We start from the raw sequence: 21,167 nt of genomic DNA on the forward strand, positions 1-21,167 counted from the left end.
ATCGCCTGATTTAGTTGAATTCACTATATCCTTAAATAATACCTCTTTATTCTGCTATCGACCTCGCTTCGATGCCAGGGTTTGCTGATTGCCTGCCTCATAGCGAGCGGTTATGGTGATGACCACTCTGCAAAAATGAAAGACAGGGGAAGCCCTGATCAGCAAGACAGCGAGGAAATGAATTCCTGTGTTCGTCTATAACGATAAGAAGCCTGGAGGCAAACCATGGAGATGTTGTCTGGCGCCGAGATGGTCGTCCGATCGCTCATCGATCAGGGCGTAAAGCAAGTATTCGGTTATCCCGGAGGCGCAGTCCTCGATATTTATGACGCGCTACATACCGTGGGCGGCATTGATCATGTGCTGGTACGTCATGAGCAGGCGGCTGTGCATATGGCAGATGGTCTGGCGCGCGCAACGGGGGAAGTGGGCGTTGTGCTCGTGACCTCGGGGCCAGGGGCAACCAACGCCATTACGGGTATCGCTACCGCCTATATGGACTCCATTCCGCTGGTGATTCTGTCAGGGCAGGTCGCTACCTCACTGATTGGCTATGATGCGTTTCAGGAGTGCGACATGGTGGGGATCTCCCGCCCGGTGGTGAAGCACAGTTTCCTGGTCAAGCAAACCGAAGATATTCCCGGCGTGTTGAAAAAAGCCTTCTGGCTGGCTGCCAGTGGACGCCCGGGGCCGGTTGTGGTCGATTTACCAAAAGATATTCTCAATCCGGCCAATAAATTGCCTTACGTCTGGCCGGAGTCGGTGAGCATGCGCTCTTATAACCCGACGACTCAGGGCCACAAGGGCCAAATCAAACGCGCGCTGCAAACGCTGATCGCGGCGAAAAAACCGGTGGTCTACGTCGGTGGCGGTGCTGTGAATGCGCATTGTCACGAACAGCTGCGGACCCTCATTGAGACATTAAATCTGCCCGTCGCGTCGTCATTAATGGGGCTGGGTGCTTTCCCGGCATCGCATCGTCAGGCTCTGGGTATGCTGGGTATGCATGGCACCTTTGAGGCCAATATGACGATGCACAATTCCGATGTGATATTCGCCGTGGGTGTCCGCTTTGACGATCGCACCACCAACAATCTGGCGAAGTACTGTCCGAATGCAACGGTGCTGCACATTGATATCGATCCGACCTCCATTTCCAAAACGGTCCCGGCCGATGTACCTATTGTTGGCGATGCGCTGCAGGTGCTGGAGCAGATGCTGGATCTGCTGGCGCAAGAGACCCCGGCGCAACCGCTGGATGATATTCGTGACTGGTGGCAGCAGATTGAGCAGTGGCGTGCCCGTCAGTGCCTGAAATATGACACGCAAAGCGAGCACATTAAGCCCCAGGCGGTTATCGAAACGATCTGGCGTTTAACGCAGGGGGATGCCTATGTCACCTCTGATGTGGGTCAGCATCAGATGTTTGCCGCTCTGTATTATCCGTTTGATAAACCTCGCCGCTGGATTAACTCTGGTGGCCTTGGAACCATGGGATTTGGTCTGCCCGCAGCTCTCGGCGTGAAGCTGGCACTGCCGGATGAAATAGTGGTGTGTGTCACCGGTGATGGCAGTATCCAGATGAACATTCAGGAACTCTCCACAGCCCTGCAATACGATCTGCCTGTACTGGTGCTTAACCTGAATAACGGCTATCTGGGGATGGTGAAGCAGTGGCAGGATATGATCTATTCCGGGCGCCATTCACAATCCTATATGAAATCGTTGCCAGATTTTGTTCGCCTGGCGGAAGCTTACGGCCATGTGGGTATTCGCGTTAGCGATCCGGCGGAACTGGAAACGAAGCTCGGTGAAGCTCTTGAACACGTCAGAAACAACCGCCTGGTCTTCGTGGATGTCATTGTGGATGGCACGGAGCACGTCTATCCAATGCATATTCGCGGTGGCGGTATGGATGAAATGTGGTTAAGCAAAACGGAGAGAACCTGATGCGCCGGATATTATCTGTACTACTGGAAAACGAGTCCGGAGCCTTGTCTCGCGTTATTGGACTCTTTGCTCAGCGTGGCTATAACATTGAAAGCCTGACTGTGGCTCCGACTGACGATCCGACCCTCTCGCGGATGACTATTCAAACGGTCGGTGATGCGAAGGTGCTGGAACAGATTGAAAAGCAGCTGCATAAGCTGGTGGATGTGCTGCGTGTCAGTGAATTAGGGCAGGGGGCCTACGTTGAGCGAGAAGTGATGCTGGTAAAAATTCAGGCCAGCGGATACGGACGCGAAGAGGTGAAACGCAACACGGATATCTTCCGTGGGCAGATCATTGATGTTACGCCCTCTATTTATACGGTGCAGCTTGCCGGAACCAGTGACAAGCTTGATGCGTTTTTGGCGTCAGTGCGGGATGTCGCAAAAATTGTGGAAGTGGCGCGCTCCGGTGTCGTGGGCTTGTCTCGCGGTGATAAAATAATGCGCTAGCAGTCAAAAAAGTTCGCCTCTTTAAGCCTGGTCTGCAAAGCCAGGCTTTTTTTTGCCTAAACGCACCTTAAGTGAGAGAAAAGCGGTTGCCGCAACGACTATTCTGCGTTTAGATGTTAAAGATATAACCATAAACCTGACAAGGCCATGGACTACTTTATTTCGTTTAAGGGGCAATTGTGAAACTGGATGAAATCGCCCGGCTAGCCGGCGTGTCACGAACTACGGCAAGCTATGTGATTAACGGTAAAGCAAAGCAGTACCGTGTCAGCGATAAAACCGTTGAAAAAGTGATGGTGGTGGTGCGTGAGCATAACTACCATCCGAACGCTGTCGCGGCCGGATTACGTGCCGGGCGCACCCGATCTATTGGTCTGGTTATTCCGGATCTGGAGAATACCAGCTATACCCGCATTGCCAATTATCTTGAACGCCAGGCGCGTCAGCGCGGCTATCAACTACTGATTGCCTGTTCGGAAGATCAGCCTGATAACGAGATGCGTTGCATCGAACATCTGCTGCAACGGCAGGTTGATGCGATTATCGTATCGACTTCCTTACCCCCGGAGCATCCTTTCTACCAGCGTTGGGCGAACGATTCGTTCCCAATAGTCGCACTTGACCGTGCGCTGGACCGTGAGCATTTTACAAGCGTAGTGGGTGCCGATCAGGACGATGCTGAAATGCTGGCTGCTGAACTGCGCACTTTCCCGGCGGAAACCGTGCTTTATCTGGGGGCGTTGCCGGAGTTATCCGTCAGCTTCCTGCGCGAGCAGGGTTTTCGTACCGCCTGGAAAGACGATCCGCGTGAGGTGCATTATCTCTATGCCAACAGCTACGAGCGCGAGGCCGCCGCTCAGCTGTTCGAGAAATGGCTTGAGACCCACCCGATGCCGCAGGCGTTGTTCACCACCTCTTTTGCGCTGTTGCAGGGCGTAATGGATGTGACGCTGCGTCGCGACGGCAAGCTCCCTTCAGAACTTGCCATTGCCACCTTCGGCGATAACGAGTTACTCGATTTCCTGCAGTGCCCGGTACTGGCGGTAGCGCAGCGCCATCGTGACGTCGCCGAGCGCGTTCTGGAAATCGTGCTGGCAAGCCTGGATGAACCGCGTAAGCCTAAACCGGGGCTGACGCGTATTAAACGCAACCTGTACCGTCGCGGTGTGTTAAGTCGCCGTTGAGTTGAATATTCAGGGTGGGAGACTGCCCTGATTTTCCGATTATTACAGGAAATAATAACCGGATCAGTTTAGGATAATTCCTTAAGAACCATAGCCTGCTATTCATATTATTTCTTTGAGCACTTAACGAGCTTTTTTTAAGGTTATTTAAACGTCATTAGTCGCTATTTTTTGTATTGTTTTGTTACAATCGTCATTCGCTCGCTGAATTATCAGCCGTTTTTCCCTCTTTATCTCCAGCCCTGACGCCAGGTCTTGTGCCTTCACGCTTCTAACGTGCATCTGGCGCTGTTATCCCCGTGCGTAATGTCTTAAAATGCCGCCCGCGTCGCAAACTGACACTTTATATTTGCCCGTGGTGGTATGGAGTGATTTTTAACGTTCGTGTGCATATTTGTTTTTTTTCTTACAAATATTCAGGACGTTAATTTTGCCTCGCCAGTTGTGCAGTTATTAATCAAGTCAGGTTCTGTCTGTAAATAGAGGACTTTCAAGCCTCTGCCAGGATAGTCCTGGCTTGACAAGCTTTTCCTTCGCTCCGTAAACTCCTTTATGTGGGAATTTGTGGGTTAAAGTGGCGATAAGGGGTGAGGCTGGCATGTTCCGTGGGGCGGCGTTAGTCAATCTCGACAGTAAAGGGCGTTTATCGGTACCAACCCGATATCGCGACCAACTGATCGAAAGCGCTTCTGGTCAAATGGTTTGCACCATTGACATTAACCACGCCTGCCTGCTGCTTTACACCTTACCCGAATGGGAAATTATTGAGCAAAAGCTGTCGCGACTGTCGAGCATGAACCCGCAGGAACGCCGCGTTCAGCGGTTGTTATTGGGGCATGCCAGTGAATGTCAGATGGACAATGCAGGGCGAATACTGATTGCGCCTGTGTTGCGGCAGCATGCCGGTCTGACGAAAGAAGTGATGCTGGTCGGGCAGTTCAATAAATTTGAACTGTGGGATGAAACGACCTGGTATCAACAGGTCAAGGAAGATATCGACGCTGAGCAGTCAGAATCCGCCGTGTTGTCGGATCGATTGCAGGACTTGTCTCTATAAATATGATGGAAAATTTTAAACATACAACGGTGCTGTTGGACGAGGCCGTGAACGGCCTGAATATTCGTCCTGACGGCATCTATATCGATGGAACATTTGGTCGTGGCGGCCACTCGCGTCTGATTCTCTCCCAACTGGGAGCAGAGGGGCGTTTACTGGCAATCGATCGCGATCCGCAGGCTATTGCCGTAGCGAAGACCATTGATGATCCACGCTTTTCCATCGTACATGGACCTTTCTCCGCGCTGGCTGATTATGTCGCCGAGCGCGGCCTGACGGGCAAGATTGACGGTATTCTTCTCGATCTTGGCGTCTCCTCACCACAGCTTGATGACGCGGAACGCGGTTTTTCCTTTATGCGCGACGGCCCGCTGGACATGCGTATGGACCCGACGCGGGGCCAGTCTGCTGCTGAATGGCTGCAAACGGCTGATGAAGCCGATATTGCCTGGGTTATTAAAACCTTCGGTGAAGAGCGTTTTGGGAAACGTATTGCGCGCGGCATCGTTGAGCGTAACCGTATCGAGCCGATGACGCGTACCAAAGAGCTGGCAGAAGTCGTGACAGCAGCCACCCCGGTCAAAGATAAATTCAAACATCCCGCGACCCGTACCTTCCAGGCGGTGCGCATCTGGGTAAACAGTGAACTGGAGGAGATAGAGCAGGCGCTAAAAAGCTCGCTCGGCGTGCTGGCCCCAGGTGGGCGGTTATCCATCATCAGCTTCCACTCGCTGGAAGACCGTATTGTGAAACGCTTTATGCGTGAACAAAGTCGCGGTCCTCAAGTGCCTGCGGGGCTGCCGATGACAGAAGAACAGCTCAGGAAACTGGGTGGCCGTCAGTTGCGAGTAGTAGGCAAGTTGATGCCGGGCGAAGAAGAGGTGGCAGAGAATCCACGCGCCCGTAGTTCAGTACTGCGTATTGCAGAAAGGACGAACGCATGATCGGCAGAGTGACAGAGACCCTAAGCAAAGTTAAAGGATCGTTAGGAAGCAACGAGCGCCATGCTTTGCCTGGTGTGATCGGCGACGATCTCTTGCGGTTTGGGAAGCTGCCACTCTGCCTGTTCATTTGCATTATTGTGACTGCGATAACTGTGGTGACAACGGCGCACCATACCCGTTTATTAACCGCGCAACGCGAGCAGATGGTGCTGGAACGCGATGCGCTGGATATCGAATGGCGAAATCTGATTCTCGAAGAAAACGCGCTCGGCGATCACAGCCGGGTTGAAAGGATCGCAACGGAAAAGCTGCAGTTGCAGCATGTTGATCCTTCACAGGAAAACATCGTAGTACAAAAATAAGGGAAAACGCGACGCATGAGATCAGCGGCGAAAACGCAAAAACCGAAACGTCAGGAAGAACAGGCCAACTTTGTGAGTTGGCGTTTTGCGTTGCTTTGTGGCTGCATTTTACTGGCGCTGGTTTTCCTGCTGGGACGCGCGGCGTGGTTACAGATTATCGCGCCCGATATGCTGGTGCGTCAGGGTGACATGCGCTCCCTGCGCGTTCAGGAAGTCTCTACTTCGCGTGGAATGATTACCGACCGTTCCGGCCGTCCGCTGGCGGTGAGTGTGCCAGTGAAAGCGATTTGGGCCGACCCGAAAGAGCTGCATGATGCGGGGGGGGTCACGCTGGATAATCGCTGGAAGGCGCTTGCTGATGCGTTGAAAATGCCGCTCGATCAGATGGCTGCCCGCGTCAATGCCAACCCAAAAGGTCGCTTTATCTATCTGGCGCGTCAGGTTAACCCTGACATGGCGGATTACATTAAGAAACTGAAACTGCCCGGGATTCATCTGCGCGAAGAGTCGCGCCGTTACTATCCATCGGGTGAAGTAACCGCTCACCTCATTGGCTTTACCAACGTCGACAGCCAGGGGATTGAAGGGGTCGAGAAAAGCTTTGATAAATGGCTCACCGGGCAACCGGGCGAGCGTATAGTGCGCAAAGACCGCTATGGTCGCGTGATTGAGGATATCTCTTCGACCGACAGCCAGGCGGCGCACAACCTCGCTTTGAGTATCGACGAGCGCCTACAGGCACTGGTTTACCGCGAGCTGAACAATGCGGTCGCCTTTAACAAAGCCGAGTCGGGCAGCGCAGTGCTGGTGGATGTCAGCACCGGCGAAGTGTTGGCGATGGCCAACAGCCCCTCCTATAACCCGAACAACCTGACCGGTACGCAGAAAGATGTCATGCGTAACCGTACCATTACCGACGTGTTTGAGCCGGGTTCGACCGTCAAACCGATGGTGGTGATGACTGCGCTTCAGCGCGGCATCGTCAACGAAAATACCGTTCTGAATACCATACCTTACCGAATCAACGGCCACGAAATTAAAGACGTGGCGCGTTACAGCGAATTAACCCTGACCGGGGTGTTGCAGAAGTCGAGTAACGTCGGTGTTTCTAAGCTGGCGTTAGCGATGCCGTCCTCAGCGTTAGTAGAAACTTACTCTCGTTTTGGGCTTGGAAAGGCGACCAATTTGGGGTTGGTCGGAGAACGCAGTGGCTTATATCCTCAAAAACAACGGTGGTCTGACATAGAGAGGGCCACCTTCTCTTTCGGCTACGGGCTAATGGTAACACCGTTACAGTTGGCGCGAGTCTATGCAACGATCGGCAGTTATGGCGTGTACCGTCCGCTATCCATTACCAAAGTGGATCCACCGGTTCCGGGTGAGCGAATCTTCCCGGAATCAACCGTTCGTACCGTCGTCCATATGATGGAAAGCGTGGCGCTGCCTGGCGGCGGCGGCGTGAAAGCGGCGATTAAAGGCTATCGTATCGCAATCAAAACCGGTACAGCCAAAAAAGTGGGGCCGGATGGCCGTTACATCAACAAATATATTGCGTATACCGCAGGCGTTGCGCCTGCCAGCAATCCGCGTTTTGCGCTGGTGGTCGTTATCAACGATCCCCAGGCAGGTAAATACTACGGTGGCGCCGTCTCCGCGCCGGTGTTTGGTGCCATCATGGGCGGCGTTTTACGCACCATGAACATCGAACCGGATGCGCTGGCTACGGGCGATAAAAATGAATTTGTAACTAATTAAGGCGAGGAAACAGGTGGCAGATCGTAATTTGCGCGACCTTCTTGCTCCGTGGGTGCAAAACACACCTGCGCGAGAGCTGCGGGAGATGGTACTCGACAGCCGTGTGGCTGCATCGGGCGATCTCTTTGTAGCAGTGGTCGGTCATCAGGCGGACGGGCGTCGTTATATCCCGCAGGCGATTGCGCAAGGTGTAGCTGCTATTGTTGCTGAGGCCAAAGATGAGGCAACCGATGGTGAAATCCGTGAAATGCACGGCGTGCCGGTCATCTATCTCAGCCAGTTAAATGAGCGCCTCTCCGCACTGGCGGGGCGTTTTTACCATGAACCCTCTGACCAACTGCGTTTGGTTGGCGTGACGGGCACCAACGGCAAAACCACCACCACACAGCTGATGGCGCAATGGGCCCAGCTGCTGGGTGAAACCAGTGCGGTAATGGGAACCGTGGGTAATGGTCTGCTGGGAAAAGTTAATCCAACCGAGAATACCACCGGTTCTGCGGTCGATGTTCAGCATGTGCTGTCCGGCCTGGCAGAGCAGGGCGCAACCTTTGCCGCAATGGAAGTCTCTTCCCACGGACTGGTACAGCATCGTGTCGCCGCGCTGAAATTTGCGGCATCAGTGTTTACTAACCTGAGTCGCGATCACCTTGATTATCACGGTGATATGGAAAATTACGAAGCGGCAAAATGGCTGCTTTACGCCACGCACCACTGCGGTCAGGCGATTATCAATGCCGATGACGAAGTGGGCCGCCGCTGGCTGGCTAAGCTGCCCGATGCGGTCGCGGTGTCGATGGAAGATCATATCAATCCGAACTGCCACGGGCGCTGGCTGAAGGCAACGGCGGTCAATTATCACGATAGCGGCGCAACGATTCGCTTTGCTTCCTCATGGGGTGAAGGTGAAATCGACAGCCGCCTGATGGGGGCTTTTAACGTCAGTAATCTGCTGCTGGCACTTGCGACGCTGTTAGCACTGGGCTACCCGCTGGCTGAACTGCTGAAAACAGCCGCTCGTTTACAGCCCGTTTGCGGCCGTATGGAAGTATTTAGCGCGCCAGGAAAACCGACTGTCGTGGTCGATTATGCCCACACGCCGGACGCGCTGGAGAAAGCGCTGCAAGCAGCACGTCTGCACTGCACCGGCAAACTGTGGTGTGTCTTCGGCTGTGGCGGCGATCGCGATAAGGGCAAACGCCCGCTGATGGGCGCGATTGCCGAGCAGTTCGCCGATATTCCGGTTGTCACCGATGATAACCCGCGTACCGAAGAGCCGCGCGCGATTATCAACGATATTCTCGCGGGGATGATGGATGCCGGGCGTGCACGCGTGATGGAAGGCCGTGCTGAAGCCGTAACCAATACTATTATGCAGGCCAACGAGAACGATGTGGTGCTGCTGGCCGGTAAAGGCCACGAAGATTATCAGATTGTTGGTGCTCGCCGTCTTGATTATTCAGACCGCGTGACGGCTGCGCGTCTGCTGGGAGTATTGGCATGATTAGCATGATGCTCGGCCAGGTCGCCACGGTAGTAAATGGCGAGCTGAATGGTCCGGATCTGAACATTGATGCCGTCACGACCGATACCCGTAAAATCACGCCGGGCTGCCTGTTTGTGGCCCTGAAGGGCGAGCGATTTGATGCGCATGATTTTGCCGAACAGGCAAAAGAGGGCGGTGCGGGCGCGTTGCTGGTCAGCCGGAAACTGGATATCGACCTGCCGCAGATCGTGGTGAAAGACACCCGACTGGCGTTTGGTGAGCTGGCGGCCTGGGTACGTCAGCAGATGCCTGCCCGCGTGGTGGCACTGACGGGCTCGTCCGGTAAAACTTCTGTAAAAGAGATGGTTGCCGCGATCCTGAGTCAGTGCGGCAACACGCTCTACACCGCAGGCAATCTGAATAATGATATCGGCGTGCCGATGACGCTGCTGCGTCTGACCAAAGAACATGAATATGCTGTCATTGAATTAGGCGCCAATCATCAGGGCGAAATTGCCTGGACCGTCGGTCTGACGCGTCCGGAAGCGGCGTTAGTCAATAATCTGGCTGCGGCGCATCTTGAAGGTTTTGGTTCGCTGGAAGGGGTCGCAAAAGCTAAAGGCGAAATTTATACCGGCTTGCCGCTCGACGGTGTCGCCATTATGAATGCTGATAATAATGACTGGCTTAACTGGCAAAGCATTATTGGCTCACGCAAAACCTGGCGCTTTTCACCGAATGCAGCGAACAGCGACTTTACGGCAACCCATATCCATGTGACCTCGCACGGAACCGAATTTACGCTGCAGACCCCCACGGGCAATGTCGATGTGTTATTGCCTCTGCCTGGCCGTCACAATATCGCCAACGCGCTGGCTGCTGCTGCGCTTTCGATGGCCGTGGGGGCCTCGCATGAGGCGATTAAAGCGGGCCTGGCAAATCTTAAAGCTGTGCCTGGGCGTTTGTTCCCTGTCCAACTGGCAGAGAACAAATTGCTGCTGGATGACTCCTACAACGCTAACGTCGGCTCAATGACTGCGGCAGTACAGGTGTTGTCAGAGATGCCTGGCTACCGCGTGATGGTGGTTGGCGATATGGCCGAGCTGGGCGATGAGAGCGAGCAGTGCCATATCCAGGTGGGCGAGGCGGCGAAAGCCTCCGGTATTGATTGTGTGTTGAGCGCAGGGACTCTGAGTCAGGCCATTAGCCAGGCTAGCGGTGTGGGTGAACATTTCACCGATAAAGCCGCGCTGATTACCCGTCTTAAGACGTTGATTGCAGAACATCAAATTGTGACTGTTTTAGTGAAAGGTTCACGTAGTGCCGCCATGGAAGAGGTTGTGCACGCATTACAGGAGAACGGAACATGTTAGTTTGGCTGGCCGAACATTTGGTCAAATATTATTCAGGCTTTAACGTCTTTTCCTATCTGACGTTTCGCGCCATCGTCAGCCTGCTGACTGCGCTGTTCATCTCTTTGTGGATGGGCCCGCGTATGATTGCCCGTCTGCAAAAACTCTCTTTTGGTCAGGTTGTACGTAACGACGGTCCGGAATCGCACTTTAGTAAACGCGGTACACCTACGATGGGCGGGATTATGATCCTGACGGCCATTGTCGTGTCGGTGCTGCTGTGGGCCTATCCGTCTAACCCGTACGTCTGGTGCGTCCTGACGGTACTGATTGGTTACGGCATTATTGGTTTTGTCGATGACTACCGCAAAGTGGTACGCAAAGATACCAAGGGGCTGATTGCCCGCTGGAAATACTTCTGGATGTCGGTGATTGCGCTCGGCGTGGCCTTTGCGCTCTATCTGGCGGGCAAAGACACGCCAGCCACCGAACTGGTCGTGCCGTTCTTCAAAGACGTCATGCCGCAGCTGGGCCTGTTCTACATCCTGCTGGCTTACTTCGTGATTGTTGGGACGGGTAATGCCGTTAACCTGACTGACGGACTGGATGGTCTGGCCATCATGCCAACCGTGTTTGTCGCAGGGGGCTTTGCGCTGGTCGCGTGGGCGACAGGCAACATGAATTTTGCCAATTATTTGCACATTCCTTATCTGCGTCATGCCGGTGAGCTGGTCATTGTCTGTACAGCGATCGTCGGTGCCGGACTGGGCTTCCTGTGGTTCAACACCTATCCGGCGCAGGTCTTTATGGGCGACGTTGGTTCGCTGGCGCTGGGCGGCGCGCTTGGCATTATCGCCGTGCTGCTGCGTCAGGAGTTCCTGCTGGTGATTATGGGCGGTGTCTTCGTCGTTGAAACGCTTTCTGTGATTTTACAGGTCGGTTCATTCAAGCTGCGCGGTCAGCGCATCTTCCGAATGGCGCCGATTCATCACCACTATGAACTGAAAGGCTGGCCAGAGCCGCGCGTGATCGTGCGATTCTGGATTATTTCGCTGATGCTGGTCCTGATTGGCCTGGCAACGCTGAAGGTACGTTAATCATGGCAGATTACCAGGGTAAAAAAGTCGTTATCATCGGGTTAGGCCTTACGGGGCTCTCCTGCGTGGACTTTTTCCTCGGGCGTGGCGTGACGCCGCGCGTGATGGATACGCGTGTTTCTCCGCCTGGCCTGGACAAGCTCCCGGAACAGGTTGAACGCCACCTTGGTGGTCTGAATGAAGACTGGCTTCTTGCCGCCGATCTGATTGTCGCCAGCCCGGGAATGGCGCTGGCACATCCTTCGTTGAGTGCTGCGGCGGATGAAGGCGTTGAGATTGTCGGCGATATTGAGCTGTTTTGCCGCGAAGCGCAGGCGCCGATTGTGGCTATCACGGGGTCAAACGGCAAAAGCACCGTTACGACGCTGGTGGGCGACATGGCTAAGGCGGCCGGAGTTAACGTGGGCGTGGGTGGCAATATCGGCTTGCCCGCGCTGATGCTGTTGGATCCGGCTCGTGAATTATACGTGCTAGAACTTTCCAGCTTCCAGCTGGAAACCACCTCAAGCCTGCAGGCTGTGGCTGCCACGATCCTCAATGTTACCGAAGATCATATGGATCGCTATCCGTTTGGCTTGCAGCAGTATCGTGCGGCCAAACTGCGCGTCTACGAAAACGCAAAAGTGTGCGTGGTTAATGCCGATGATGCATTGACGATGCCTGTGCGGGGTGCAGATGAACGCTGCATCAGTTTTGGCGTGAACATGGGCGATTATCATCTGAACCGCCAGCAGGGCGAAACCTGGCTGCGCGTGAAGGGTGAAAAGGTGTTGAACGTGAAAGAGATGAAACTTTCCGGTCAGCATAACTACACCAATGCGCTGGCGGCGCTGGCGCTGGCCGATGCGGCAGGTTTACCGCGCGCCTCGAGCCTGAAAGCGCTCACGACTTTTACAGGGCTGGCCCATCGTTTTCAGCTGGCGCTGGAACATAATGGCGTGCGCTGGATTAACGACTCCAAAGCGACCAACGTGGGCAGCACAGAAGCTGCGCTGAACGGATTGCAGGTCGATGGGACCCTGCATCTGCTGCTGGGCGGTGACGGAAAATCGGCCGATTTCTCCTCCCTCAGGCCATATCTGACGGGCGATAAGATTCGCCTGTACTGCTTCGGACGTGACGGAGCCGAGCTTGCCGAATTGCGCCCGGAGATCGCGGAACAAACCGAGACCATGGAACAGGCTATCCGCCTTATCGCTCCTCGGGTTAAACCCGGCGATATGGTGCTACTGTCACCGGCCTGTGCCAGCCTCGATCAGTTTAAGAATTTCGAACAGCGTGGCGATCTCTTTACCCGACTGGCGAAGGAGTTAGGCTGATGCGTTTATCTCTCCCTCGCCTGAAAATGCCGCGCGTGCCGGGTTCCAGTATCCTGGCATGGGTCTTTACGGCGCTGAAAGGCTGGGTGATGGGCTCGCGGGCTAAAGATTCCGATAGCCTGGTGATGTATGACCGCATGCTGCTTTGGCTCACGCTGGGCCTGGCTGCGATCGGTTTTATTATGGTGACGTCGGCCTCTATGCCTGTAGGACAGCGCCTGGCGAACGATCCTTTCCTGTTTGCCAAACGTGACGGTTTGTACATCATTCTGGCGTTCTGTCTGGCGATGGTCACCTTGCGCCTGCCGATGGAGTTCTGGCAGCGCCATAGCACGGCGATGTTAATCGCCTCGATTATTATGCTGTTGATCGTTCTGGTCGTCGGCAGCTCCGTTAACGGTGCATCACGCTGGATTGCCTTTGGCCCGCTGCGTATTCAGCCCGCTGAGTTTACCAAGCTGTCGCTTTTCTGTTATCTCGCCAACTACCTTGTGCGCAAAGTGGACGAAGTGCGTAACAACCTGCGCGGCTTCTTAAAACCGATGGGCGTGATTCTGGTGCTGGCGGTTCTGCTGCTGGCGCAGCCTGACCTCGGTACGGTGGTCGTGCTGTTTGTGACTACTCTGGCAATGCTGTTCCTGGCGGGGGCAAAGCTGTGGCAGTTCATCGCCATCATTGGCATGGGGATTTCGGCTGTGGTTCTGCTGATCCTCGCTGAGCCGTATCGTATTCGCCGTGTGACCTCGTTCTGGAACCCCTGGGAAGATCCCTTTGGTAGCGGTTACCAGCTCACTCAATCATTGATGGCATTTGGCCGCGGTGAGGTTTGGGGCCAGGGATTAGGAAACTCGGTTCAAAAACTGGAGTATCTGCCCGAGGCGCATACCGACTTCATCTTCTCCATTATTGGGGAAGAACTGGGTTATATCGGTGTGGTACTGGCACTTTTAATGGTATTCTTCGTCGCTTTCCGTGCTATGTCGATTGGCCGAAAAGCGCTGGAAATCGATCACCGCTTCTCTGGTTTTCTGGCCTGCTCAATTGGTATCTGGTTTAGTTTCCAGGCATTAGTCAACGTTGGCGCCGCAGCCGGTATGCTGCCGACGAAGGGCCTGACGTTGCCGTTGATCAGTTATGGTGGTTCGAGTCTGTTGATTATGTCGACAGCCATTATGTTCTTGTTACGTATAGATTATGAGACGCGTCTGGAAAAAGCCCAGGCGTTTACACGAGGTTCACGATGAATCAACCGAAGCGGTTAATGGTGATGGCAGGGGGAACCGGCGGACATGTTTTCCCGGGGCTCGCGGTAGCGCACCATTTAATGGATCAAGGCTGGCAAGTTCGCTGGCTGGGAACCGCCGACCGCATGGAGGCCGATCTGGTGCCGAAACACGGTATCGAGATCGACTTTATTCGGATTTCCGGTTTGCGCGGAAAGGGTATCAAGGCGCAATTACTCGCGCCGGTGCGTATTTTCAACGCCTGGCGTCAGGCGCGTGCAATCATGAAACGCTTTAAACCTGATGCGGTGCTGGGGATGGGCGGCTACGTTTCTGGTCCTGGCGGACTGGCGGCATGGTCGTTGGGTATTCCTGTCGTGCTGCATGAGCAAAACGGCATTGCCGGGCTGACGAACAAATGGCTGGCAAAAATTGCCACCAAAGTGATGCAGGCCTTCCCGGGTGCGTTTCCGAAAGCGGACGTTGTCGGGAATCCGGTGCGCGTGGATGTGTTAGCGTTGCCGCTGCCGCAAGAACGGCTGACCGGGCGTGAAGGCCCGGTACGTGTGCTGGTTGTGGGCGGCTCGCAGGGTGCGCGGATTCTGAACCAGACTCTGCCGCAGGTGGCGGCAAAACTGGGCGACAGCGTGACGATCTGGCATCAGAGCGGAAAAGGCGCGCAGCAAATGGTTGAGCAGGCCTATGCCGAAGTCGGTCAGTCGCAGCATAAAGTTACTGAATTTATTGATGATATGGCGGCGGCCTATGCCTGGGCCGATGTCGTGGTGTGTCGCTCCGGTGCGTTGACGGTGAGCGAAATCGCCGCGGCAGGTTTGCCTGCCGTGTTCGTGCCTTTCCAGCACAAAGACAGACAGCAGTACTGGAATGCGCTGCCGCTTGAGAAAGCGGGTGCCGCAAAAATTTTTGAACAGCCACAGTTTACCGCCGATGCGGTCGCCGCCACCCTCGCGGGCTGGAACAGAGCGACATTACTCGAGATGGCAGAACGCGCACGCGCGACCGCCATCCCGGATGCGACCGAGCGGGTGGCAAATGAAGTGAGCCTGGCAGCTAAGGCTTAACCCTTGTAGCGCGTTTTGCGTTGCACGTATTTTTAGAAGTATCGATGGCGGTTAGAGAATGAATACACAACAACTGGCGAAACTGCGTTCAATCGTGCCCGAGATGCGTCGCGTCCGGCACATCCACTTCGTTGGCATCGGCGGCGCAGGTATGGGCGGTATTGCCGAAGTCTTAGCCAACGAAGGCTACCAGATCAGCGGTTCCGATCTGGCGCCGAACCCTGTTACGCAACAGTTGGCGTCGCTTGGGGCGACTATCTATTTTAACCACCGTCCTGAGAACGTGCGTGATGCGAGCGTTGTTGTGGTCTCCAGCGCCATTTCTGCCGAAAACCCGGAGATTGTTGCTGCGCATGAGGCGCGTATTCCGGTGATCCGCCGGGCAGAGATGCTGGCTGAGTTGATGCGTTTTCGTCATGGCATTGCTGTTGCGGGGACGCACGGCAAGACCACCACAACGGCGATGGTCTCCAGCATTTATGCGGAAGCCGGGCTGGATCCGACGTTCGTTAACGGTGGCCTTGTGAAGGCTGCTGGTGTGCATGCGCGTCTGGGCCATAGCCGTTACCTGATTGCGGAAGCCGATGAGAGTGATGCGTCGTTCCTGCATCTGCAGCCGATGGTGGCCATTGTCACCAATATCGAAGCCGACCATATGGACACCTACCAGGGTGACTTCGAAAATTTAAAACAGACCTTCATTAATTTCCTGCACAACTTGCCGTTTTATGGGCGCGCGGTGATGTGCGTTGATGATCCGGTGATTCGTGAATTGCTGCCGCGCGTAGGCCGTCAGATAACGACTTACGGTTTCAGCGAGGACGCTGACGTCCGCGTGGAAGATTACACGCAAACTGGCGCGCAAGGTCATTTCACTCTGGCCCGTCAGGATAAAACGCTGTTACGCGTGACGTTGAACGCTCCAGGTCGTCACAATGCGCTGAATGCTGCGGCTGCGGTGGCTGTTGCCACAGAAGAGGGCATCGAGGACGATGCTATTTTACGCGCGCTTGAGAGCTTCCAGGGTACAGGCCGTCGTTTCGACTTCCTGGGCGAATACCCGCTGGAGTCAGTCAATGGCAAATCGGGAACAGCGATGCTGGTTGATGACTACGGTCACCACCCGACAGAAGTGGATGCAACGATTAAAGCCGCACGCGCGGGCTGGCCGGAGAAAAATCTGGTGATGGTGTTCCAGCCTCACCGTTTCACCCGTACGCGCGATCTGTATGACGATTTCGCTAACGTGCTGTCTCAGGTGGACACCTTGCTGATGCTGGATGTGTATTCTGCAGGGGAGACTCCAATTCCTGGTGCAGATAGTCGTTCTCTCTGTCGCACGATTCGCGGACGCGGTAAGGTAGACCCTATTTTGGTGTCCGATCCGGCGCAGGTCGCTGAGATCCTGGCTCCTGTCCTCACGGGTAATGATTTGATTCTTATCCAGGGCGCTGGAAATATCGGCAAAATCGCACGCAATTTAGCTGAAATCAAACTGAAGCCGCAAACCTCTGAGGAAGAACGCCATGGCTGATAAGATCGCAGTCCTGTTTGGCGGGACTTCCGCAGAACGTGACGTTTCGCTGAACTCCGGTGCAGCCGTGTTAGCGGGTCTGCGCGAAGGGGGCGTAAACGCTCATCCGGTTGATCCGAAAGAGACGGATATTACGCGCCTGAAGGAAATGGGCTTCGATAAAGTCTTTATCGCTTTGCACGGTCGCGGCGGTGAAGACGGTACGCTACAGGGCCTGCTGGATTTAATCGGTTTGCCTTACACCGGAAGTGGTGTGATGGCGTCCGCTATTTCTATGGATAAGCTGCGCAGCAAATTACTGTGGCAAGGTGCGGGTTTGCCTGTGGCACCGTGGGTTGCATTAACCCGCCGCGAGTTCGAAATTGGCCTTGAAGAGAGCGTTAATGCACGTATTGTGCAGCTAGGTTTGCCGGTTATTGTGAAACCCAGCCGCGAAGGCTCAAGCGTCGGGATGTCTAAAGTCGACAAAGCTGGCGATTTATCTTCAGCGTTAGCACTGGCATTTCAACACGATGAAGAAGTTCTGATTGAAAAATGGCTCAGCGGCCCGGAATTTACCGTCGCGATGCTGGGTGAAGAAATTTTGCCGTCAATTCGCATCCAACCGGCTGGAACCTTCTATGATTATGAGGCGAAGTATCTCTCTGATGAGACGCAATATTTCTGCCCAAGTGGTCTGGAAGCAGAACGTGAAGCAGATTTACAGGACCTGGTGCTTAAAGCCTGGACTGTTTTAGGTTGCCGCGGTTGGGGACGTATCGACGTGATGCAGGACAATGACGGGCAATTTTATCTGCTCGAAGCCAATACCTCTCCGGGTATGACCAGCCATAGTCTGGTGCCGATGGCAGCACGTCAGGCGGGTTTGAGCTTCTCGCAGCTGGTTGTCCGTATTCTGGACCAGGCAGGCTGATATGTCTCAGGCTGCACTGAACACGCGCAACCGTGATGAGGAAGAAGAATATTCTTCTTCAGGACGGAGCAATGGAACGCGTCTTGCAGGGATCCTGTTCCTGCTTGGTGTGCTGTGTACCGTGTTTATCAGCGGCTGGATGGTGTTGGGCTGGATGGAAGATGCGCAACGATTACCCCTGTCAAAACTGGTGGTGACCGGTGAGCGCCATTACACGCGTAACGATGACATTCGCCAGTCGATTCTGGCATTGGGATCGCCTGGGACGTTCATGACTCAGGACGTCAACATTATTCAGAGTCAGATTGAACGTCTGCCCTGGATAAAACAGGCGAGCGTAAGAAAGCAATGGCCTGATGAATTGAAGATTCATCTGGTTGAATATGTGCCCATTGCGCGTTGGAATGATCAGCACATGGTTGACGTAGACGGAAATTCGTTCAGCGTCCCGGCAGATCGTGTCAGCAAGCAAAGTTTACCGCTGTTGTACGGCCCGGAAGGTAGTGAAAACGAAGTATTGCAGGGTTTTCGCGATATGGGACAAGTGCTGGCTAAGAACCGGTTTACGTTAAAAGATGCGGCAATGACGGCTCGTCGTTCATGGCAACTGACCTTAACGAATGGGATTAAGCTCAATCTTGGTCGCGGCGACACGATGAAGCGACTGGCGCGTTTTGTAGAACTTTACCCCGTTTTACAGCAGCAGGCGCAGACAGACGGCAAACGGATAAGCTACGTTGATTTGCGCTATGACTCAGGCGCAGCAGTCGGTTGGGTGCCGGCTCCGGTTGAGGAACCTAATCAGCAACAGAATCAGGCACAGGTACAGGCAGAACAACAATGATCAAGGCGACGGACAGAAAACTGGTAGTTGGACTGGAGATTGGCACTGCGAAGGTTGCCGCTTTAGTAGGGGAAGTTCTGCCCGACGGTATGGTCAATATCATTGGCGTCGGCAGTTGCCCGTCACGTGGTATGGATAAAGGTGGGGTTAACGATCTTGAGTCGGTGGTGAAATGCGTTCAGCGCGCCATCGATCAGGCAGAATTAATGGCAGATTGCCAGATTTCTTCCGTTTACCTGGCTCTCTCTGGAAAGCATATTAGCTGCCAGAACGAGATCGGGATGGTGCCGATTTCCGAAGAGGAAGTCACGCAGGAAGACGTTGAGAATGTGGTGCATACGGCAAAATCCGTGCGCGTGCGTGATGAACACCGCGTGTTGCATGTGATTCCGCAGGAATATGCGATCGACTATCAGGAGGGTATCAAAAACCCAGTCGGTCTTTCCGGTGTGCGTATGCAGGCAAAAGTGCATTTGATCACATGTCATAACGATATGGCGAAGAACATCGTCAAAGCAGTTGAACGTTGTGGCCTGAAAGTTGACCAACTTATTTTTGCAGGACTGGCGGCAAGCTACTCCGTACTCACGGAAGATGAACGTGAATTGGGCGTCTGTGTGGTTGACATCGGCGGTGGTACAATGGATATGGCCGTTTATACCGGCGGTGCATTGCGCCACACCAAAGTGATTCCTTACGCCGGGAATGTGGTGACAAGCGATATCGCTTACGCCTTTGGTACGCCACCTAGCGATGCAGAGGCGATTAAAGTGCGCCACGGTTGTGCACTGGGCTCTATTGTCGGTAAAGACGAGAGCGTTGAAGTGCCGAGCGTGGGTGGTCGACCGCCGCGCAGCTTGCAGCGTCAGACGCTGGCTGAAGTCATTGAGCCGCGTTACACCGAGCTGCTGAATTTGGTCAACGAAGAGATTTTACAGTTACAGGAACAGCTTCGTCAGCAAGGGGTGAAGCATCACCTTGCGGCGGGGATTGTATTAACCGGCGGCGCAGCACAAATTGAAGGTCTGGCAGCCTGCGCGCAGCGAGTGTTCCATACGCAAGTGCGTATTGGTGCGCCGCTGAATATTACCGGTTTAACGGATTACGCTCAGGAGCCGTATTACTCAACGGCCGTGGGCCTGCTTCATTACGGGAAAGAGTCCCATTTAAGTGGTGAAGCAGAAGTGGAAAAACGTACGTCGGTCGGTTCCTGGGTCAAACGACTCAATTCCTGGCTGCGAAAAGAGTTTTAATTTTTTAAAGAGACCGGAGAAAATTAGCGGTCTCAGGCGACAGGCACATACACGAAATCATTCAGGATTCTGCGCGGCAGCTTGTATGATGAAGTGTAAAAACGGAGAGAAACCATGTTTGAACCAATGGAATTAACCAACGACGCGGTGATTAAAGTCATCGGCGTCGGTGGAGGCGGCGGTAACGCTGTCGAGCATATGGTGCGCGAACGCATTGAAGGTGTTGAATTCTTTGCAGTCAACACCGATGCCCAGGCACTGCGTAAGACGGCTGTAGGCCAGACTATTCAGATCGGTGGTGGTATCACCAAAGGTCTGGGTGCCGGGGCTAACCCGGAAGTGGGCCGTAATGCTGCCGAAGAAGACCGTGAAGCACTGCGTGCTGCACTCGATGGCGCTGATATGGTGTTCATCGCAGCAGGTATGGGCGGTGGTACAGGCACCGGTGCAGCCCCCGTGGTTGCTGAAGTGGCCAAAGATTTAGGTATTCTGACCGTTGCTGTTGTGACTAAGCCTTTCAACTTTGAAGGCAAGAAGCGCATGGCATTTGCGGAGCAGGGTATCACTGAGCTGTCCAAACATGTGGACTCTCTGATTACTATCCCGAACGACAAACTGCTGAAAGTTTTGGGTCGCGGTATCTCTTTGCTGGATGCTTTCGGCGCTGCAAACGACGTGCTGAAAGGCGCGGTGCAGGGTATTGCCGAGCTGATTACCCGCCCAGGCCTGATGAACGTCGACTTTGCGGACGTTCGCACTGTGATGTCTGAAATGGGCTATGCGATGATGGGCTCTGGCGTGGCGAGCGGTGAAGACCGTGCAGAAGAAGCGGCTGAAATGGCCATCTCTTCTCCGTTGCTGGAAGATATCGATCTGTCCGGCGCGCGCGGCGTTCTGGTCAACATTACCGCTGGCTTCGATCTGCGTCTGGACGAGTTCGAAACCGTGGGTAACACCATTCGTGCGTTCGCGTCTGATAACGCCACCGTGGTTATCGGTACTTCCCTTGATCCGGAAATGAACGACGAACTGCGTGTGACCGTTGTTGCCACCGGTATCGGCATGGACAAACGTCCAGAGATCACCCTGGTCACTAACAAGCAAACGCAGCAACCAGTGATGGATCGCTACCAGCAGCACGGTATGGCTCCGCTGACACAAGAGCAAAAACCCGCTGCTAAAGTGGTGAATGATAACACCCCACAAACCGCGAAAGAGCCAGATTATCTGGACATTCCGGCGTTCCTGCGTAAGCAAGCTGACTAAGAATTGGCTGGAATTTGGGGATTTTCGCTCTTTGTGCTAAACTGGCCGCCCGTTAGTG

At 54.3% G+C, this 21,167-nt stretch carries 18 protein-coding genes; all 18 read left to right on the plus strand.

Features of this window, described 5'->3' with window-relative positions; all coding sequences use genetic code 11:
• Window positions 1-225: 225 nt before the first annotated feature.
• The 18 genes from ilvI (at window position 226) to ftsZ (ending at window position 21,109) form a co-directional block, all read left to right on the plus strand.
• Window positions 226-1,950, plus strand: a complete 1,725-nt coding sequence (gene ilvI / locus SOM82_RS03585; protein ID WP_320460333.1) for an acetolactate synthase 3 large subunit — start codon at window positions 226-228, stop codon at window positions 1,948-1,950.
• Window positions 1,950-2,441: an acetolactate synthase small subunit gene (ilvN, locus tag SOM82_RS03590; RefSeq protein ID WP_003856371.1), complete on the plus strand. Its 492-nt coding sequence runs from the start codon at window positions 1,950-1,952 to the stop codon at window positions 2,439-2,441. Before ilvI ends, ilvN begins: the two co-directional genes overlap by 1 nt.
• 179 nt (window positions 2,442-2,620) lie before the next feature.
• Window positions 2,621-3,625 (plus strand): catabolite repressor/activator, encoded by a 1,005-nt coding sequence (cra, locus tag SOM82_RS03595; protein WP_320460332.1) that lies wholly within the window; start codon window positions 2,621-2,623, stop codon window positions 3,623-3,625.
• 598 nt (window positions 3,626-4,223) lie between these two features.
• Window positions 4,224-4,682, plus strand: a complete 459-nt coding sequence (mraZ, locus tag SOM82_RS03600; protein WP_154127185.1) for a division/cell wall cluster transcriptional repressor MraZ — start codon at window positions 4,224-4,226, stop codon at window positions 4,680-4,682.
• Between the two features lie 2 nt (window positions 4,683-4,684).
• Window positions 4,685-5,626: a 16S rRNA (cytosine(1402)-N(4))-methyltransferase RsmH gene (gene rsmH, locus SOM82_RS03605; protein ID WP_154127186.1), complete on the plus strand. Its 942-nt coding sequence runs from the start codon at window positions 4,685-4,687 to the stop codon at window positions 5,624-5,626.
• Window positions 5,623-5,988 (plus strand): cell division protein FtsL, encoded by a 366-nt coding sequence (gene ftsL, locus SOM82_RS03610; protein ID WP_154127187.1) that lies wholly within the window; start codon window positions 5,623-5,625, stop codon window positions 5,986-5,988. The genes rsmH and ftsL overlap by 4 nt, the downstream gene beginning before the upstream one ends.
• A gap of 15 nt (window positions 5,989-6,003) precedes the next feature.
• On the plus strand, window positions 6,004-7,743 hold the full coding sequence (gene ftsI / locus SOM82_RS03615) for a peptidoglycan DD-transpeptidase PBP3 (protein WP_154127188.1): 1,740 nt from the start codon (window positions 6,004-6,006) through the stop codon (window positions 7,741-7,743).
• Between the two features lie 13 nt (window positions 7,744-7,756).
• Window positions 7,757-9,244: a UDP-N-acetylmuramoyl-L-alanyl-D-glutamate--2,6-diaminopimelate ligase gene (gene murE / locus SOM82_RS03620; RefSeq protein ID WP_320460331.1), complete on the plus strand. Its 1,488-nt coding sequence runs from the start codon at window positions 7,757-7,759 to the stop codon at window positions 9,242-9,244.
• Window positions 9,241-10,599, plus strand: coding sequence for a UDP-N-acetylmuramoyl-tripeptide--D-alanyl-D-alanine ligase (gene murF, locus SOM82_RS03625; RefSeq protein WP_320460330.1), 1,359 nt, complete (start codon window positions 9,241-9,243; stop codon window positions 10,597-10,599). Before murE ends, murF begins: the two co-directional genes overlap by 4 nt.
• Complete coding sequence (gene mraY, locus SOM82_RS03630; RefSeq protein ID WP_012016042.1) at window positions 10,593-11,675, plus strand: phospho-N-acetylmuramoyl-pentapeptide-transferase; 1,083 nt, start codon at window positions 10,593-10,595, stop codon at window positions 11,673-11,675. The genes murF and mraY overlap by 7 nt, the downstream gene beginning before the upstream one ends.
• A gap of 2 nt (window positions 11,676-11,677) precedes the next feature.
• Entirely contained in the window at window positions 11,678-12,994 is a 1,317-nt protein-coding gene (gene murD / locus SOM82_RS03635) for a UDP-N-acetylmuramoyl-L-alanine--D-glutamate ligase (RefSeq protein ID WP_320460329.1), read from the plus strand.
• On the plus strand, window positions 12,994-14,238 hold the full coding sequence (gene ftsW / locus SOM82_RS03640; protein ID WP_154127191.1) for a cell division protein FtsW: 1,245 nt from the start codon (window positions 12,994-12,996) through the stop codon (window positions 14,236-14,238). The genes murD and ftsW overlap by 1 nt, the downstream gene beginning before the upstream one ends.
• The gene (gene murG / locus SOM82_RS03645; RefSeq protein ID WP_320460328.1) at window positions 14,235-15,299 is read left to right on the plus strand and encodes an undecaprenyldiphospho-muramoylpentapeptide beta-N-acetylglucosaminyltransferase; all 1,065 of its coding nucleotides are present in this window, start codon (window positions 14,235-14,237) and stop codon (window positions 15,297-15,299) included. The genes ftsW and murG overlap by 4 nt, the downstream gene beginning before the upstream one ends.
• A 58-nt stretch (window positions 15,300-15,357) precedes the next feature.
• Entirely contained in the window at window positions 15,358-16,833 is a 1,476-nt protein-coding gene (gene murC, locus SOM82_RS03650) for a UDP-N-acetylmuramate--L-alanine ligase (protein WP_154127193.1), read from the plus strand.
• Window positions 16,826-17,746, plus strand: a complete 921-nt coding sequence (locus SOM82_RS03655; protein ID WP_320460327.1) for a D-alanine--D-alanine ligase — start codon at window positions 16,826-16,828, stop codon at window positions 17,744-17,746. The genes murC and SOM82_RS03655 overlap by 8 nt, the downstream gene beginning before the upstream one ends.
• Before the next feature lies 1 nt (window position 17,747).
• Window positions 17,748-18,590: a cell division protein FtsQ gene (gene ftsQ / locus SOM82_RS03660; protein WP_154127195.1), complete on the plus strand. Its 843-nt coding sequence runs from the start codon at window positions 17,748-17,750 to the stop codon at window positions 18,588-18,590.
• A complete protein-coding gene (ftsA, locus tag SOM82_RS03665; protein WP_095280777.1) occupies window positions 18,587-19,843 on the plus strand; it encodes a cell division protein FtsA in 1,257 nt (418 codons plus the stop codon). The genes ftsQ and ftsA overlap by 4 nt, the downstream gene beginning before the upstream one ends.
• Window positions 19,844-19,957: 114 nt before the next feature.
• Window positions 19,958-21,109: a cell division protein FtsZ gene (gene ftsZ / locus SOM82_RS03670; RefSeq protein WP_006173842.1), complete on the plus strand. Its 1,152-nt coding sequence runs from the start codon at window positions 19,958-19,960 to the stop codon at window positions 21,107-21,109.
• Window positions 21,110-21,167: the final 58 nt, after the last annotated feature.

This window comes from Lelliottia sp. CFBP8978, from assembly GCF_034046055.2.
GTDB lineage: Bacteria > Pseudomonadota > Gammaproteobacteria > Enterobacterales > Enterobacteriaceae > Enterobacter.